The organism is Zhihengliuella halotolerans (assembly GCF_004217565.1).
GTDB classification, from domain to species: domain Bacteria; phylum Actinomycetota; class Actinomycetes; order Actinomycetales; family Micrococcaceae; genus Zhihengliuella; species Zhihengliuella halotolerans.
In genome coordinates, this window is sequence record NZ_SHLA01000001.1 from 345,486 (window position 1) to 364,070 (window position 18,585).

At 66.7% G+C, this 18,585-nt stretch carries 8 protein-coding genes; all 8 read left to right on the forward strand.

Translation table 11 applies throughout. From position 1 onward, the window contains the following. The first annotated feature begins 170 nt into the window (after nt 1-170). Complete coding sequence (locus tag EV380_RS01490; RefSeq protein ID WP_130448864.1) at nt 171-2,054, forward strand: FAD-binding monooxygenase; 1,884 nt, start codon at nt 171-173, stop codon at nt 2,052-2,054. A 267-nt stretch (nt 2,055-2,321) separates the two neighbouring features. Then, the gene (gene rpoB / locus EV380_RS01495; protein WP_102159520.1) at nt 2,322-5,828 is read left to right on the forward strand and encodes a DNA-directed RNA polymerase subunit beta; all 3,507 of its coding nucleotides are present in this window, start codon (nt 2,322-2,324) and stop codon (nt 5,826-5,828) included. Between the two features lie 119 nt (nt 5,829-5,947). After that, nucleotides 5,948-9,838, forward strand: a complete 3,891-nt coding sequence (locus tag EV380_RS01500) for a DNA-directed RNA polymerase subunit beta' (RefSeq protein WP_102159521.1) — start codon at nt 5,948-5,950, stop codon at nt 9,836-9,838. Nucleotides 9,839-10,172: 334 nt separating this feature from the next. Further along, nucleotides 10,173-10,547 (forward strand): 30S ribosomal protein S12, encoded by a 375-nt coding sequence (gene rpsL / locus EV380_RS01505; RefSeq protein ID WP_102159522.1) that lies wholly within the window; start codon nt 10,173-10,175, stop codon nt 10,545-10,547. Next, entirely contained in the window at nt 10,547-11,017 is a 471-nt protein-coding gene (gene rpsG, locus EV380_RS01510) for a 30S ribosomal protein S7 (RefSeq protein ID WP_102159523.1), read from the forward strand. Before rpsL ends, rpsG begins: the two co-directional genes overlap by 1 nt. Before the next feature lie 84 nt (nt 11,018-11,101). Then, the gene (gene fusA, locus EV380_RS01515; protein ID WP_102159524.1) at nt 11,102-13,222 is read left to right on the forward strand and encodes an elongation factor G; all 2,121 of its coding nucleotides are present in this window, start codon (nt 11,102-11,104) and stop codon (nt 13,220-13,222) included. Nucleotides 13,223-13,456: 234 nt separating this feature from the next. Continuing rightward, complete coding sequence (gene tuf / locus EV380_RS01520) at nt 13,457-14,647, forward strand: elongation factor Tu (protein ID WP_102159525.1); 1,191 nt, start codon at nt 13,457-13,459, stop codon at nt 14,645-14,647. Nucleotides 14,648-14,775: 128 nt separating this feature from the next. After that, the gene (locus tag EV380_RS01525; RefSeq protein WP_130448866.1) at nt 14,776-18,570 is read left to right on the forward strand and encodes a hypothetical protein; all 3,795 of its coding nucleotides are present in this window, start codon (nt 14,776-14,778) and stop codon (nt 18,568-18,570) included. Nucleotides 18,571-18,585 lie beyond the last annotated feature (15 nt).

Here is an 18,585-nt window from a genome sequence, read left to right on the forward strand (position 1 = left end):
GGCGCGGCCCGCCCCGCGTCGTCGTGTGCGATGTGAGCCCTTGCACAACGTGTTCTCCGCCACCTACCATGAGTGTAGCGATAATCGAACGTGCAGTTCGTTTATAGAACATACCAAGGGTGGCGTCGCACGACGTGCATCCGCCCGCACAACGAAGTGAGGACCATCCCGTGCATTTCCACCATCACGGCTACGTCTCCGGGGACCCGCGTGTCCAGCCGGCTGCCGGTACCGGAATCGACCGTCCCGACGAGCTGCCCGACCGGATGGACGTGCTGATCGTCGGTACCGGCCCCGCCGGGATGCTGACGGCCGCCCAGCTGTCGCGCTTCCCGGGAGTCAACACCCGCATCATCGAGCGCCGCCCGGGGCGGCTCGAGATCGGGCAGGCCGACGGCATCCAGGCGCGCAGCGTGGAGACGTTCCAGGCCTTCGGATTCGCCGAGCGCATCACGGCCGAGGCCTACGCCATCACGGAGATGGCGTTCTGGAAGCCGGACCCCGCTGATCAGTCCAAGATCGTGCGTACGGCACGGACCATCGACGATCCAGCGGGAATCAGTGAATTCCCGCACCTGATCGTCAATCAGGCCCGCGTGCTCGACTACTTCGCGGAGTTCATGGCCAATTCGCCGACCCGGATGAAGCCGGACTACGGATACGAGTTCAAGGACCTGACCGACACCGGTGCAGGGGAGTACCCGATCGAGGTGACGCTCGTTCGGACCGCCGGTGACGAGGCGGGCAGCGAGCGCGTCGTCCGCGCCAAGTACGTGGTCGGTTCTGACGGGGCGCGCAGCAAGGTGCGCTCCGCGATCGGTTGCACGCTCGACGGCGACCAGGCCAATCACGCGTGGGGCGTCATGGACGTGCTCGCCGAGAGCGACTTCCCGGACATCCGGCTCAAGTGCGCGATCCAGTCCGGCGGCGGCGGCAGCATCCTGCTCATCCCGCGCGAGGGCGGCCATCTCTTCCGGATGTACGTCGACCTCGGCGAGGTTCCCGCGGGCGACCACGGCGCCGTGCGGAAAACCACGATCGAGCAGATGATCGCCAAGGCGAACGAGATCGTGCACCCCTACACGGTCGACGTGCGCGACGTCGCCTGGCACAGCGTCTACGAGGTCGGCCACCGTCTCACCGACCGGTTCGACGACGTCGTCGCAGAGGAGCGCGGCACTCGCACCCCGCGCGTCTTCATCACCGGCGACGCCTGCCACACGCACAGCGCCAAGGCCGGGCAGGGCATGAACGTCTCGATGCAGGACGGCTTCAATCTCGGCTGGAAACTCGGCCACGTGCTCGAAGGGCGCGGCCCCGCGTCCTTGCTGTCGACGTACTCCGAGGAGCGCCAGGTCGTCGCCCAGAACCTCATCGACTTCGACAAGCAGTGGTCCACGCTCATGGCCAAGCGTCCGGAGGAGTTCGAGGATCCTTCGGAGCTCGAGGACTTCTACGTCCGCACGGCGGAATTCCCGGCGGGCTTCATGACCGAGTACGCGCCGTCGCTGCTCGTGGCCGCCCCGGCGCACCAGGACCTCGCCACGGGGTTCCCCATTGGCAAGCGGTTCAAGTCGGCGCCCGTCGTCCGGCTGTGCGATTCGAACCCCAAGCAGCTCGGGCACCTCGCCGAGGCCGACGGCCGCTGGCGCATCTACGTCTTCGCCGACGGTGCGGAGGCCGGGGCGCCGTCGGCGACCGCGGAGTTCGCGAACTGGCTGACGACGGCGGCAGAGTCACCGCTCGCGGCGACGCCCGCGGGGGCCGACGACGACGCGTGGTTCGACGTGAAAGTCGTCTACCAGCAGGCGCACGCGGACATCGACATCAACGCGGTGCCGGCAGCATTCCGACCGAAGGTCGGGCCCTTCTCGCTGACACACCTCGAGAAGATCTTCGGCGTCCAGGAAGGCGATGACATCTTCGACGCGCGCGGGATCAGCCGCGACGGCGCCGTCGTCGTCGTGCGCCCGGACCACTACGTGGCGAACGTGCTGCCGCTGACGGCAACGGACGAGTTGGCGGACTTCTTCGCGCCGCTGCTCGCGGTGTAGCGGGCCGTGCGAGCCGGCGGCCCGGGGCGGGGGAGGACCTCCGATCCGGGCCGCCCGGGGTTTGTCAACCGGTGGTTGGACATGCTAGGCGGCCGGGTGTAGTATGGAGCTTTGCGTCTTCCCTCTTTATCTTCTGGCCTTCATATAGCGGTGGGCCCGATACCCATGGTTTAGCCCGGGGCAATCGTTAATAGCGAATGCTCTGGGCTGTAAGTCATGTGTCGGGGGAGGCGCTCGGAAACCTGACGGTCTGTGGAAGGATCCATCTTGGTCGCCTCGAGCACCTCTCAAAACGTAACCGCTAGTTCGGCGCGGTCCGCGGAAGCGGCTGGTCGAATTTCATTCGCAAAGATCCATGAGCCTTTGGATGTGCCCAACCTGTTGGCACTCCAGACCGAGAGCTTCGACTGGCTCGTCGGAAACGAACGCTGGAAGAACCGCGTCGCCCAGGCTCTGGCCGTGGGCGATGAGGGCGTCGCCGACGTCTCCGGCCTGGCGGAGATCTTCGAGGAGATCTCCCCGATCGAGGACTTCCAGGAGACCATGTCCCTGAGCTTCTCGGAGCCGGAGTTCGCCGACCCGAAGTACACCGAGGCCGAGTGCAAGGATCGCGACGCGACCTACTCCGCCCCGCTGTACGTCAAGGCCGAGTTCATGAACAACAACACGGGCGAGATCAAGCAGCAGACCGTGTTCATGGGCGACTTCCCGCTGATGACGGAGAAGGGCACGTTCATCATCAACGGCACCGAGCGTGTCGTCGTGTCCCAGCTGGTCCGCTCCCCGGGCGCCTACTTCGAGCGCACGCCGGACAAGACCAGTGACAAGGACATCTTCACCGCCAAGGTCATCCCGTCCCGCGGTGCGTGGCTCGAGCTCGAGATCGACAAGCGCGACCAGGTCGGCGTCCGCCTCGACCGCAAGCGCAAGCAGTCCGTCACGGTCCTGCTCAAGGCCCTCGGCTGGAGCGAAGCCCGCATCCTCGAGGAGTTCGGCAACTACGAGTCGATCCGCGCCACCCTCGAGAAGGACACCACGGAGACGCAGGAGGAAGCCCTCCTCGACATCTACCGCAAGCTGCGTCCGGGCGAGCCGCCGACAGTCGACGCCGCCCAGAACCTGCTGGACAACCTGTACTTCAACCCGAAGCGCTACGATCTGGCCAAGGTCGGCCGCTACAAGATCAACCGCAAGCTCGGCGTCGATAAGCCGCTCTCCGGCCCGGGCGCCTCGGTGCTCGGCAACGACGACATCGTCGCCATGATCAAGTTCCTCGTCGCGCTGCACGCCGGCGAGGACACGATCAAGGGTGTCCGTAACGGCGAAGACGTCGACGTGCGCGTCGAGGTCGACGACATCGACCACTTCGGCAACCGTCGCATCCGCGCCGTCGGCGAGCTCATCGAGAACCAGGTCCGCACGGGCCTGTCCCGCATGGAGCGCGTCGTCCGCGAGCGCATGACGACGCAGGACGTCGAGGCCATCACGCCGCAGACGCTGATCAACATCCGCCCGGTCGTCGCTGCGATCAAGGAGTTCTTCGGAACCTCCCAGCTGTCGCAGTTCATGGACCAGAACAACCCGCTCGCCGGCCTGACGCACAAGCGTCGTCTGTCCGCGCTGGGCCCGGGTGGTCTGTCCCGTGACCGCGCCGGCATGGAGGTCCGCGACGTGCACCCGTCGCACTACGGCCGCATGTGCCCGATCGAGACCCCTGAAGGCCCGAACATCGGCCTCATCGGCTCGCTCGCGACCTACGCACGCATCAACGCCTTCGGCTTTATCGAGTCGCCGTACCGCAAGGTCGTCGACGGCAAGGTCACCGAAGAGGTCCGTTACCTCACGGCCGACGACGAGCTCGAGGCCCTGATCGCTCAGGCCAACGCCCCGCTGACGGAGGACCAGTTCTTCGCTGAGGACCTCGTCCTCGCCCGTGAACGCGGCGGTGGCGGCGAGCCCGTGCTGGCCGCTCCCTCCGAGATCGACTTCATGGACGTCTCGCCGCGCCAGATGGTGTCCGGCGCTACGGCCCTGATCCCGTTCCTCGAGCACGACGATGCCAACCGCGCGCTCATGGGCGCGAACATGCAGCGTCAGGCTGTCCCGCTGCTGCAGTCGGAGTCCCCGATTGTCGGCACGGGCATGGAGAAGTACGTCGCGGTCGACGCCGGCGACTCCATCACCGCCGACAAGCCGGGTGTCGTCACCGACGTCTCCGCCGACCTCGTCATCGTCATGAACGACGACGGCACCGAGACGGCCTACCCGATCATGAAGTTCGCCCGCTCGAACCAGGGCAACGCGTACAACCAGCGCGTCATGGTCTCCGAGGGCGACCGCGTCGAGTACCAGTCGCTCATCGCCGACGGCCCGTCCACCGACAAGGGCGAGCTCGCACTGGGCAAGAACCTCCTGGTGGCGTTCATGTCCTGGGAGGGTCACAACTTCGAGGATGCGATCATCCTCTCGCAGCGCATGGTCTCGGAAGACGTCCTCACCTCGATCCACATCGAGGAGCACGAGGTCGACGCCCGCGACACGAAGCTCGGCGCCGAGGAGATCACCCGGGACATCCCGAACGTCTCCGAAGAGGTTCTCTCGCAGCTCGACGAGCGCGGCATCATCCACATCGGTGCCGAGGTCGAAGCCGGCGACATCCTCGTCGGCCGCGTCACGCCCAAGGGTGAGACGGAGCTGACCCCGGAGGAGCGCCTGCTGCGCGCCATCTTCGGCGAGAAGTCCCGCGAAGTCCGCGACACCTCCCTGAAGGTGCCGCACGGCGAGTCGGGTACCGTCATCGGCATCCGCATCTTCGATCGCGACAACGACGACGAGCTGCCCCCGGGCGTGAACCAGCTGGTCCGCGTGTACGTGGCGCAGAAGCGCAAGATCACGGACGGCGACAAGCTCGCCGGCCGCCACGGCAACAAGGGCGTCATCTCGCGCATCCTGCCCATCGAGGACATGCCGTTCCTCGAGGACGGCACGCCGGTCGACGTCATCCTTAACCCGCTGGGTGTCCCGGGCCGTATGAACATCGGTCAGGTCTTGGAGATCCACCTCGCGTGGGCCGCCAAGCAGGGCTGGAAGATCGAGGGCGAGCCGGAGTGGATCAAGAAGCTCCCGAACCTGCCACGCGAGTCCGGGCCGACCACGGTCGCCACCCCGGTCTTCGACGGTGCGGAAGAGGACGAGGTCCGCGGTCTGCTCGACCACACGACGCCGACGCGCGACGGTGACCGCCTGATCGACAACAGCGGCAAGGCCCGCCTGTTCGACGGCCGCTCCGGTGAGCCGCTTCCGGACCCGATCTCGGTCGGTTACATGTACATCCTGAAGCTGCACCACCTCGTCGACGACAAGATCCACGCGCGTTCGACCGGACCGTACTCCATGATCACGCAGCAGCCGCTGGGTGGTAAGGCCCAGTTCGGTGGCCAGCGCTTCGGTGAGATGGAAGTCTGGGCCCTCGAGGCCTACGGCGCCGCCTACACGCTGCAGGAACTGTTGACGATCAAGTCCGATGACATTCACGGCCGCGTGAAGGTCTACGAGGCGATCGTCAAGGGCGAGAACATCCCGGAGCCCGGCGTTCCGGAATCGTTCAAGGTGCTCATCAAGGAAATGCAGTCGCTGTGCCTGAACGTCGAGGTTCTCTCCTCGGACGGCACGACGATTGAAATGCGTGACTCGGACGAAGAAGTCTTCCGGGCCGCGGAAGAACTCGGCATCGACCTTTCCCGGGCCGAGCCGAACTCCGTAGAAGAGGTCTAGGTCGACCGGCGGGTCCCGGCACATGAGCCGGGCACCCGCCGTCGGACCCGAACTTTTCATCCCGGGGCGGTCCGCCCGCCCCAGCGAAGACTTCAGAGAACAAGAGAGATAGGGACCATATGTCCAGCGAATCCTCCTTCGGCCTCATGCGCATTGGCCTCGCTACCGTTGAAGAAATCCACGAGTGGAGCTACGGCGAGGTAAAGAAGCCGGAAACCATCAACTACCGCACCCTCAAGCCCGAGAAGGACGGCCTCTTCTGCGAGAAGATCTTCGGCCCCTCGCGCGACTGGGAATGCTACTGCGGCAAGTACAAGCGCGTGCGCTTCAAGGGCATCATCTGCGAGCGTTGCGGCGTTGAGGTCACGCGTGCCAAGGTGCGCCGTGAGCGCATGGGCCACATCGAGCTCGCCGCTCCCGTGACGCACATCTGGTACTTCAAGGGTGTTCCCTCGCGCCTCGGCTACCTGCTCGACCTGGCACCGAAGGATCTTGAGAAGATCATCTACTTCGCCGCCTACATGATCACCTCGGTCGACGAGGATCGTCGCCACGCCGAGCTGCCGAACCTTCAGGCCCAGCACGATCTCGAGCGCAAGAACCTCGTCGAGACCCGCGACTCGGACATCGCCGCGATCGCCAAGGATCTCGAGGACGACCTCGCGCGCCTCGAGGCCGAAGGCGCCAAGGCCGCCGAAAAGAAGAAGGCCCGCGACGCCGCAGACAAGACGATGGCTCAGGTCCGCAAGCGTGCGGACGCGACCATCGAGCGCCTCGAGCAGGTCTGGGACCGCTTCAAGAACCTCAAGGTCGCTGACCTCGAGGGCGATGAGGGCCTGTTCCGCGCCATGCGCGAGAAGTACGGACTGTTCTTCGAGGGCCACATGGGCGCCGAAGCGATCAAGAAGCGCCTGGAGTCCTTCGACATGGAGGCGGAAGCCGACATGCTGCAGGACATCATCAAGAACGGCAAGGGCCAGCGCAAGACGCGTGCCCTGAAGCGCCTCAAGGTCGTCAACGCGTTCCTGACCACGAACAACAGCCCGCTGGGCATGGTCCTGGACGCCGTCCCGGTCATCCCGCCGGAGCTGCGCCCGATGGTCCAGCTGGACGGTGGCCGCTTCGCGACCTCCGACCTCAACGACCTGTACCGTCGCGTGATCAACCGCAACAACCGGCTGAAGCGTCTGCTCGATCTCGGCGCGCCCGAGATCATCGTGAACAACGAGAAGCGCATGCTCCAGGAGGCCGTCGACTCGCTGTTCGACAACGGCCGTCGCGGCCGTCCGGTCACCGGGCCGGGCAACCGCCCGCTCAAGTCGCTCTCCGACATGCTCAAGGGCAAGCAGGGACGCTTCCGTCAGAACCTGCTCGGCAAGCGCGTCGACTACTCGGGCCGTTCGGTCATCGTCGTCGGCCCGCAGCTGAAGCTGCACCAGTGTGGTCTGCCCAAGCAGATGGCCCTGGAGCTCTTCAAGCCGTTCGTGATGAAGCGCCTCGTGGACCTCAACCACGCGCAGAACATCAAGAGCGCCAAGCGCATGGTCGAGCGCTACCGTCCGCAGGTCTGGGACGTGCTCGAGGAGATCATCACCGAGCACCCGGTGCTGCTCAACCGTGCACCCACCCTGCACCGCCTGGGCATCCAGGCGTTCGAGCCGCAGCTCGTCGAGGGCAAGGCCCTGCAGCTGCACCCGCTCGTCTGCGCCGCGTTCAACGCCGACTTCGACGGCGACCAGATGGCAGTGCACCTGCCGCTGTCGCCGGAGGCTCAGGCCGAGGCGCGCATCCTGATGCTGTCCTCGCACAACATCCTGAAGCCGTCTGACGGTCGCCCGGTCGCCCTGCCTTCGCAGGATATGATCATCGGCCTGCACCACCTCACCACCAAGCGTGAGGGGGAGAAGGGTGAGGGTCGCGTCTTCACCTCGGTCGCCGAGGCGATTATGGCCCACGACGCCGGCGAGCTGCACCTGAACGCCGTCGTCCGGATCCGTGTCTCCGACTTCGCACCCTCCACGGAGCAGCCCGCTCCCGAGGGCTGGGAGCCGGGCACCCCGGCGCTCATCGAGACGTCCCTCGGACAGGTCATCTTCAACGACACCCTGCCGCTGGACTACCCGTGGGTCGAGCACGTTGCCGGTAAGGACGCCCTCTCCGAGATCGTCAACGATCTCGCCGAGCGCTACCCGAAGGTCGAGGTCGCCCAGGCGCTCGACAACCTGAAGGACGCCGGTTTCTACTGGGCGACCCGCTCGGGTGTCACCGTGGCCATCTCGGACGTGTCCTCGAACATGAACAAGGCCGAGATCCTCGCCCCGTACGAGGAGCAGGCGCTCAAGGTTCAGGCCCAGTTCGACAAGGGCCTCATTGCGGACGACGAGCGTCGTACCGAGCTGGTCGACATCTGGACCAAGGCGACCGACGAGGTTGCCGAGGCCATGAAGAACGGCATGGAGACGCTCAACACCATCAACCGCATGGTCACCTCGAAGGCCCGTGGTAACTGGCTGCAACTGCGTCAGATCGCCGGTATCCGTGGACTGGTGTCGAACCCGAAGGGTGACATCATCCCGCGTCCGATCAAGTCCTCCTACCGTGAAGGTCTCACGGTTCTCGAGTACTTCATCGCGACGCACGGTGCCCGTAAGGGCCTGGCCGATACGGCGCTGAAGACCGCCAACTCGGGCTACCTGACGCGTCGTCTGGTCGACGTCTCGCAGGACGTCATCGTCCGCGAGCACGACTGCGGCACGGAGCGCGGCCTGATGGTCGCAGTCTCCACCGTCGACGAGCTCGGTACCGTGCGCAAGCACGAGACCGTCGAGAACTCGGCCTACACCCGCACGCTGGCCGTCGACGTCACCGACGCCGAGGGCAACGTGCTGGCCGAGGCCGGCGCCGACGTGGGCGACGTGCTGATCGAGCAGCTCTACCAGGCCGGCGTGGAGGAGATCAAGGTGCGCTCCGTGCTCACCTGCGAGTCCGTCGTCGGAACCTGCGCGCTCTGCTACGGCCGCTCCCTGGCGACCGGCAAGACCGTGGACATCGGCGAGGCCGTCGGCATCATCGCCGCCCAGTCCATCGGTGAGCCGGGTACCCAGCTGACGATGCGTACCTTCCACACCGGTGGTGTCGCCTCCGCGGACGACATCACCCAGGGTCTGCCCCGTATTCAAGAGCTCTTCGAAGCCCGTACCCCGAAGGGTGTCGCCCCGATCTCCGAGGTCGCCGGCCGCATCACCATCGAGGACGGCGAGAAGCAGCTGCGGATCGTGGTCACCCCTGACGACGGCTCCGAGGACATCGCCTACCCGATCTTGCGTCGTGCGCGCATGCTGGTCGTCGACGGCGATCACGTGCAGGTCGGCCAGCAGCTGGTTGCCGGTGCGATCGACCCGAAGCAGGTGCTGCGTGTGCTCGGCCCGCGCGAGGCGCAGAAGTTCCTGGTCCGCGAGGTCCAGAACGTCTACCAGTCGCAGGGTGTGGGCATCCACGACAAGCACGTCGAGGTCATCGTCCGCCAGATGCTCCGTCGCATCACGGTGATCGAGCAGGGCGGCACCGATCTGCTGCCGGGCGAGCTCGCCGATCGCGTCCGCTTCACCGCGGAGAACCGCAAGGCGATCTCCGAGGGTCAGACTCCGGCCTCCGGTCGCGACGAGCTCATGGGTATCACCAAGGCCTCGCTGGCGACCGACTCGTGGCTCTCCGCCGCATCCTTCCAGGAGACCACGCGTGTCCTGACCCAGGCTGCGATGGAAGCCAAGAGCGACCCGCTGCTCGGCCTCAAGGAGAACGTGATCATCGGTAAGCTGATCCCGGCCGGCACCGGCCTGGACCGCTACACCAAGGTCAACGTCGATCCGACCGAAGAGGCGAAGGCCAACCTCTTCACCGGACCGAGCGCGTTCACCGGCTTCGACTACGAAGGTGTCGACGCCGGCCTGAGCCCGGAGTTCACGGCCATCCCGATGGATGACTACGACATGGGCTCCGACTTCCGCTAAGCCGGGAGACAAGTCGCCTAGGCGACCGAGGCCATGAAACGGGGCGGTACCACTGCGTGTGGTGCCGCCCCGTTTCGCGTTCCACTGCTTTAACACGGCGTCGCGCTCGATTCGATTAAGCCGCGCGGAACGTGCTATGGTGAAGTCAATTGTTTTATGTGTGGCAAAGGGACTCGGTCCGGGTTGCGGGGAAATTGCGCAACGAATGCCACACTTTTGCACGCCTACGGTCGATTCCGCTTCCGTTGCGTCGCGATGAAACGACCAAGTAGCAGCGCCGACGTAGAACGTAGGTTGTCGGTGCAGCATGTCAAAGAAACCGGAGGACACGAAAGTGCCTACTATTCAGCAGCTGGTCCGCAAGGGCCGCTCGCCGAAGGTCAACAAGACCAAGGCTCCCGCCCTTAAGGGCGACCCGATGCGCCGTGGCGTGTGCACCCGTGTGTACACCACCACCCCGAAGAAGCCGAACTCGGCGCTCCGTAAGGTCGCTCGCGTGCGCCTTTCCGGCGGCGTTGAGGTCACCGCGTACATCCCCGGCGTTGGCCACAACCTGCAGGAGCACTCCATCGTGCTCGTTCGCGGCGGCCGCGTGAAGGACCTCCCGGGTGTCCGTTACAAGATCGTCCGTGGCGCACTCGACACGCAGGGCGTGAAGGACCGTAAGCAGGCTCGTTCCCGCTACGGCGCGAAGAAGGAGAAGAAGTAATGCCTCGTAAGGGTCCCGCTCCGAAGCGCCCCCTCGTCGCCGATCCGGTGTACGGATCCCCGTTGGTCACGCAGCTGATCAACAAGGTTCTGGTCGACGGCAAGAAGTCCACCGCCGAGCGCATCGTTTACGGTGCCCTTGCCGGTGCAGAGGCCAAGACCGGTTCCGACCCGGTCGCCACCCTCAAGAAGGCCATGGACAACGTCCGCCCGGCCCTCGAGGTCCGCTCCCGCCGCGTCGGTGGCGCCACCTACCAGGTCCCGGTCGACGTCAAGCCGGGCCGCTCCACCGCACTGGCCCTCCGCTGGCTGGTCGGCTACTCCAAGGACCGTCGCGAGAAGACGATGATCGAGCGTCTCATGAACGAGATCCTCGACGCATCGAACGGTCTCGGTGCCGCTGTGAAGCGCCGCGAGGACACCCACAAGATGGCCGAGTCCAACAAGGCCTTCGCTCACTACCGCTGGTAAAAATGATTTGAGGACGACGGCGGCTGCAGGCACTCGGTGCCTCGGCCGTCGTCGTCCCCGAGTCGACAGACAAAGGGAGACAACGTGGCACAGGATGTGCTCACCGACCTCAAGAAGGTCCGCAACATCGGCATCATGGCCCACATCGATGCCGGTAAGACCACCACGACGGAACGCATCCTCTTCTACACGGGTGTGAATCACAAGATCGGCGAGACGCACGACGGCGCCTCGACGACCGACTGGATGGAACAGGAGAAGGAGCGCGGCATCACGATCACGTCGGCTGCCGTCACCTGCTTCTGGGACAACAACCAGATCAACATCATCGACACCCCTGGCCACGTTGACTTCACCGTCGAGGTGGAGCGCGCGCTTCGCGTCCTCGATGGCGCCGTCGCCGTGTTCGACGGCAAGGAGGGTGTCGAGCCGCAGTCGGAGACCGTTTGGCGTCAGGCCGACAAGTACGACGTCCCGCGCATCTGCTTCGTCAACAAGATGGACAAGATGGGCGCCGACTTCTACTTCACCGTCGACACCATCGTGAACCGCCTGGGCGCGACCCCGCTGGTCATGCAGCTGCCGATCGGCTCCGAGTCCGACTTCGTCGGCGTCGTCGACCTCGTGACCATGAAGGCCCTCGTGTGGCCGGGCGACTCCAAGGGCGACGTCACCATGGGTGCCGCCTACGAGACCCGCGAGATCCCCGAGGACCTCCAGGAGCGTGCTGAGGAGTACCGCGCGAAGCTCGTCGAGCAGGTCGCGGAGTCCTCCGACGAGCTCATGGAGAAGTTCCTCGAGGGCGAAGAGATCACGCTCGAGGAGCTCAAGGCCGGCATCCGCCAGATGACGGTCACCTCGCAGGCCTACCCGGTCTTCTGTGGTTCCGCCTTCAAGAACCGCGGCGTGCAGCCCATGCTCGACGCCGTGATCGACTACCTGCCGGCACCGTTCGACGTGCCGCCGATGATCGGTCACGACCCGTCGGACGAGGAGAAGGAACTGACTCGCAAGCCGAGCCAGGACGAGCCGTTCTCGGCTCTGGCCTTCAAGATCGCCTCGCACCCGTTCTTCGGTCAGCTCACCTTCATCCGCGTCTACTCCGGCCAGGCCGTTCCGGGCGTGCAGGTGCTGAACACCACGAAGGGCAAGAAGGAACGCATCGGCAAGATGTTCCAGATGCACTCCAACAAGGAGAACCCGGTCGAAGAGATCGTGGCTGGCCACATCTACGCCGTCATCGGCCTGAAGGACGTCACCACCGGTGACACCCTGAGCGCCTCCGACGCACCGATCGTCCTCGAGTCGATGACCTTCCCGGAGCCTGTCATCTCCGTGGCCATCGAGCCGAAGACGAAGGGCGACCAGCAGAAGCTGTCGACCGCCATCCAGAAGCTCGCCGCTGAGGACCCGACCTTCACGGTCTCCCTCAACGAGGACACCGGGCAGACCGAGATCGGCGGCATGGGCGAGCTCCACCTGGACATCCTGGTGGACCGCATGCGCCGCGAGTTCAAGGTCGAGGCGAACGTCGGCAAGCCGCAGGTCGCGTACCGTGAGACCATCAAGAAGGCCGTGGACAAGGTCGACTACACGCACAAGAAGCAGACCGGTGGTTCGGGTCAGTTCGCCAAGGTGCAGGTCGCTTTCGAGCCGCTCGACACCCAGGAAAACGACGGCGAGCTCTACGAGTTCAAGAACGCCGTCACGGGTGGCCGCATCCCGCGCGAGTACATTCCCTCGGTCGACGCCGGTATCCAGGACGCCATGCAGTTCGGCATCCTCGCCGGTTACCCGGTCGTCGGCGTCAAGGCCACGCTGCTTGACGGTGCGTACCACGACGTCGACTCCTCGGAAATGGCGTTCAAGCTCGCCGGTTCCCAGGTCTTCAAGGAAGGCGCACGCCGCGCCAACCCGGTGATCCTGGAGCCGGTCATGGCCGTCGAGGTCCGTACTCCCGAGGAGTACATGGGCGATGTCATCGGTGACCTGAACTCCCGTCGTGGACAGATCCAGTCCATGGAGGATGCGCAGGGCGTCAAGGTCGTCAAGGCCCAGGTTCCGCTGTCCGAGATGTTCGGCTACATCGGCGACCTGCGCTCGCGCACCCAGGGCCGCGCTGTCTACAGCATGGAATTCGACAGCTACGCCGAGGTCCCCAAGGCTGTTGCCGAGGAGATCATCCAGAAGTCCCGCGGCGAATAATCGCCCACGGATCAATGACCAGTCTGAAACCGCGTACAGTGGCGGAGGACATCGAGTCGGGGTGGCCAACTGGTCACCCCGACTCGGGGCAGACTGATGGGCCCGGAACAAAACGGGCGCTGAGGGAAACCACAAATTTAGCGAAATAATCAAGCCCCCAGTAGACTTGCATGAGTTTCGTCCACGAACCGCGTGGGCGGGGTAAGTCTTCTGAATACGTTCTAGGAGGAACCTGTGGCGAAGGCAAAGTTCGAGCGGACTAAGCCGCACGTCAACATCGGCACCATCGGTCACGTTGACCACGGTAAGACCACGTTGACTGCTGCCATTTCCAAGGTGCTTGCTGACAAGTACCCGGATCTGAATGAGCAGCGCGATTTCGGCGCCATCGACTCCGCTCCGGAGGAGCGCCAGCGCGGCATCACGATCAACATCGCGCACATCGAGTACCAGACCGAGGCGCGTCACTACGCCCACGTGGACGCCCCGGGCCACGCGGACTACGTGAAGAACATGATCACCGGTGCTGCTCAGATGGACGGTGCCATCCTCGTTGTGGCCGCCACTGACGGCCCGATGGCTCAGACCCGCGAGCACGTGCTGCTGGCCCGCCAGGTTGGCGTGCCGAAGCTTCTCGTGGCGCTGAACAAGTCGGACATGGTCGACGACGAAGAGCTCCTCGACCTGGTCGAGATGGAGGTCCGCGAGCTGCTGTCGGACCAGGGCTACGAAGGCGACGACGCACCGGTCGTGCGCGTTTCCGGCCTGAAGGCTCTCGAAGGCGACGCCGAGTGGGTCAAGGCTGTTGAGGACCTCATGGAGGCCGTCGACGAGTACATCCCCACCCCGGTTCGTGACCGTGACAAGCCGTTCCTGATGCCGATCGAGGACGTCTTCACGATCACCGGTCGCGGCACCGTCGTGACGGGCCGCGCCGAGCGCGGTACCCTCGCGATCAACTCCGAGGTCGAGATCGTCGGCATCCGTCCGGTCCAGAAGACCACGGTCACCGGTATCGAGATGTTCCACAAGCAGCTCGACGAGGCATGGGCCGGCGAGAACTGTGGTCTGCTGCTTCGCGGCATCAAGCGCGAGGACGTCGAGCGCGGGCAGGTCATCGTGAAGCCGGGTTCCATCACCCCGCACACGGACTTCGAGGCCAACGTCTACATCCTTTCCAAGGATGAGGGCGGTCGCCACAACCCGTTCTACTCGAACTACCGTCCGCAGTTCTACTTCCGTACGACCGACGTCACCGGCGTCATCACGCTGCCGGAAGGCACCGAGATGGTCATGCCGGGCGACAACACTGAGATGACCGTTGCGCTCATCCAGCCGATCGCTATGGAAGACGGCCTCGGCTTCGCTATCCGCGAGGGTGGCCGCACCGTTGGCTCGGGCCGCGTCACCAAGATCATCAAGTAAGTTTCTTACCTGATGTTCTGACCTGACGGTCTAAAACAAACACCCCGCTGCTCTGGCAGCGGGGTGTTTGTCGTTTAACCGGTGCCCGCGGATCCGTTCACTTTCATCGTCCTAATAGACTAACGTTGGTGGTGATCGGTAGAGAAGAGGACAGCGTGACATTGCTGGTGATCGTATTGATGGCCCTCGCCTTCGGCGGGGGATGGCTGCTCGGGCGCAAAGCGAACCACCGCGGCGCGGCTCAGGACCAGCACGGGCTCGCGCGAGCGTGGCAGGAAGGGTACGACGCCGCCGTCGCGCACCTCTCGCCGTCGCTCGGGTCGCAGAGCCCGCCAGCGCCGGGGGATCCGGCCGGACCGGTCATCCCGCCCGCGAGCGAGGCGCCGCCCGCCTTCGCGCAGCCGACGCCCGCCCCGGAGCCGACGTCCGCCCCGGAGCCGGCGCCGCCGATACTGAGCGTTCCGCCCTCGCCGGCAGCGCCGATCTCCGCCCTACCGTCCGAATCCGCCCCGGCGATGACGTTCCCGCCGCCTTCGGCGCCGAAACCGGCACTTGACCCCGCGGCCCGCCAGTTGCGGAACGTGAACATCGCGCTCTACGTCGCGGCGGGCCTGCTGATCGGCGCCGGGCTGCTCTTTATCAGCTTCCCGATCCACCCGGCGGCCAAGCTCTCGGTGCTCGGCGCCGTCTGCGCCCTCTTCTACGGGGGAGGACTGTCGATCCACGCGCGCAGCCGCGACCTTCGCTCCGCCGCGACCGCCCTCACCGGTATCGGGCTCGCGCTCATTCCCGTCCTCGGCGTCGCGTGGCACGTCCTGCTCGAGGTCGAGGCGGCGACGGCCTGGATGATCGTCTCGATCGTCGGCTCGGCCGCGTTCGTCTTCGCGAGCGTGCGGTTGCGCAGCCAGGTCGTGGCGGTCTTCGCGCTGACCTTCTTCGTCTCCCTGGCCTGGTCCGGGGGAGCGGTGCTGAACCGAGGGCTGATCTGGTACTTCGTCTTCACGATGGCCTTGGCGGCGTTTTTCTCCGCGGCCGCCGTCGTCCGCCCGGCCTTCCTGGGCAGCCTCTACGTGCGCACCTTCGTCGCGGCCCACCGATTCCTGGTTCCGGGTGTGCTGGTCGGGGCGCTCGTCATGGAGTGGCAGCTCTCGAGGTCCGAGCTCCTGCTGATCGGCGCCGCAGCATCGGTCTACTACGGTGTCTTCGCCTTCACCGAAGGCCGTGCCGCGCGGGTCGTGAACGTCTCCATGTTCCGACTCGTCGCGAGCCTCACGGTGCTCCTGGCCGTGCACGAGCTCACCGACTCCGCCGAAGCGGTCGTCTGGGCGCTGCTGCTGATCCTCTTGGCCCAGCTCGTCCTCATCGCGGCCTTCCCGCGCCAGCACGCGCGTGTCTACCCGCCGCGCTGGTGGGCGGCTGAGGTGTGGGTGCTCTCCGCGGTCTCGGCGGTGACGGCCGTGTTCACCTATCACGCGTTGTACGCGTCGTTCTTCGGCGAGGGCAGCCGGATGCTCGGGCCCGGGATCCTCATTGGCGCGGCCGGCATCGGCGCCGCCGGGTACCTCTCCCGGGTTCGCCTTATGCCGATTCTGCTCGCGCTCGGGGCTTTCGCGCTCCCGCTCGGGGTCATGGACGGCACGTTCGAGGAGGCGGCCTGGCGGGTCGCGGGGACCAGCGCTTTCGCCCTGCTCGCCTCCGAAGCCGTCCGGAGGCGGGGGAACGAGCCCGAGAGCGGGCACCCGGCCCCTGCCCTGGCGGCCTGGCGGAGCGTGCACCTGCTCCTGGCACCTCTCGTGCTCGGGCAGCTCGTCGTCGCTGTGCCGGGGCTCTCGGCCGTCGGCGCCGGCCCCGACCACTCGGTGCTTTCCGCGCAGCTGGTGCTGATGGTGACCGTCGCGATCGCGGCCTGGCTGGCGCTGGCGCTGTTCACCGCACGCGGGGCCGCGGCGTTCGCCGCAGGGAACGACGACGGCGCGCGGTCCCGGACGCTCCACGTCGGCGGCGTCGCGGCGGCCGTCGCTGCCGCCCTGCTGCTCACCGGCCTCGGTGAGGACGCCACGTGGATGCAGCTGCCGGTCGAACGCCTCGCGTGGTGGGCCGTGCTCCTCGTGGCGCTGACGTGCACGGCATGGATCGTCCGCGCGGGCGCGGGCGTCCGCGCGGCCGGAAACCAAGCCGTCGCCGGGACCGCGTGGTTGCTCGCCGTGGTCGTCGACGCCGGTCGCATCGACTGGCCCGAGCGGGATTGGACGCTGGAAATCCTCCTGGGCGCCGGCTTCGCCTACAGCGTCGCACTCGTGCTCCTGGCCCGCCGACCCGAGCTCCGCGCCGTCTACGCCGTCGTCGCCCAAATCCTGATGACGTGGCTCGCCCTCGACCTCGCTTCCCGCTTCGACGCGGACGCGCACGCGCGCGTCGCGATCGCCGCCGCGACGCTGGCCGCAGGCCAGGGCGGCCGCCTCCTGGCGCGCCGCACGAATACCGGCATGGGCTGGCGCCGGACCATGGGGTGGGCGGCCCTCGTGGTGCTGGCCGTCCTGCCAGCCGGCTACGCCCTGACCGCCGCCGACCCGTTCGCCGGCGGGTTCGGCCCCGCCGACCCGACCGCGGGCGTGGATCAGGCGTCGCTCTTCGTGCAACTGCTCTGCCTCGCGGCCTACGCCGTCGTGCTCTCCCGCCGGGGCCTGAGCGGGGCGTCGGCGACGTGGTGCCGGGCCGTGCCGGGCGCGGTACTGGCCGGCATCCTGCTCGCGGGATCCGGCGTTCTCGGCCTGCGCCGCGGCGGCTGGCTGCCCGAGCCGCTGTGGTCGCAGCCGGCGGCCGCACTGGCCCTTGCGGCAGGCGTCCTGGGATCGGTCGCTGTCGCCGTCGTGCTCGAGCGCCGGCGGACTGCGGGAGCCAGGGGTTCGACGGCGGTCGCGGTGCCGTCCGTGCTCGCGGGTGTCTTCGCCGCATCCGGGCTCGTCGCCGCCGCGGGGGAGCACTCCGCCGTCGCCGGCGCCGTGCTGGCGGCATCTGCCTACGGCACGGTCCGCCTCGCACTCCTGTGGGCACGGCCCGCACTGGCCGGTGTCGCCGTCGTCGTGGCGGCCGCGGCGGTGTACGGGCTGATCGCGGACCCGATGACCGAGTCCGCGGTCGGCGCGGATGCGCTCTTCGGCTCGGGATCGCCCGCGCCGGGGTTGTGGGCGCTCTCCTTCTTGGCGGCGGGCTGGATCTGGTGGGGCCTCGGTATGCTCGCCAGCCCCGCGACCGGAGTGGTCGCGGACGCCGCGCCCTGGGCCCGGCGCTCCGGGATCGTCGCCGTGACGCTCGGCGTCCTGGCGGCGCAGTCGGGCACGACGGCGTTCGTCGTGGCCGCGTGCGTGCTCGGCGCCGCCGCCGTCGTGCTGGCCGTGTACGAGTGGCCACCCGGCGGCCGCCGCCTGGCCGCCCACGGAGCCACGTTGGCCGTCACGGCCTACGCGGTCCGCGTGTGGCACGAGTTCGCCGACCCGTCGCTCTTCTGGACCCTGCAGGCCGTGACCGTGGTCCTCGTCGGGCTGGCCGTCAGCGAGATCGTGCGGCCCGCGGCCAGTCGGCACCCCTCCGGTTTGGCCCGCAAGTACCTCCTGGCTTCGGCCGCCGTCCTAACGTGCTCGGCACCCGTGGCGGTCTTCGTCGACGGCGGTTGGGCGCAGCTCTGGGTGCTCGTCGGGTTTGTCGGGTACGTCCTCGCGGGCCTGACGCGCGGGGACCGGGCCCTGCTCTGGTGGGGCGCCGTCGGCGTCGCGGTGGCCCTGGCGTGGTATCTGCGGGACTACAGTTTCGTGCTGCTGGCGCTGCTCGCTATCGTGCTGATCGTCTTCGCACTGCTCTCGCTGCGGCGGCTCAATCGGCGCCCGCAGCCCGAGGAACCGAGCGACTTCGACACGAGCGTGTAGGCGGGATCACGGGCG

Excerpts from the sequence above, each read along its gene's own strand:
- EV380_RS01500 (WP_102159521.1), top strand. The coding sequence starts at position 5,948 with ATGTCCAGCGAATCCTCCTTCGGCCTCATGCGCATTGGCCTCGCTACC.
- rpsG (WP_102159523.1), top strand. The coding sequence starts at position 10,547 with ATGCCTCGTAAGGGTCCCGCTCCGAAGCGCCCCCTCGTCGCCGATCCG.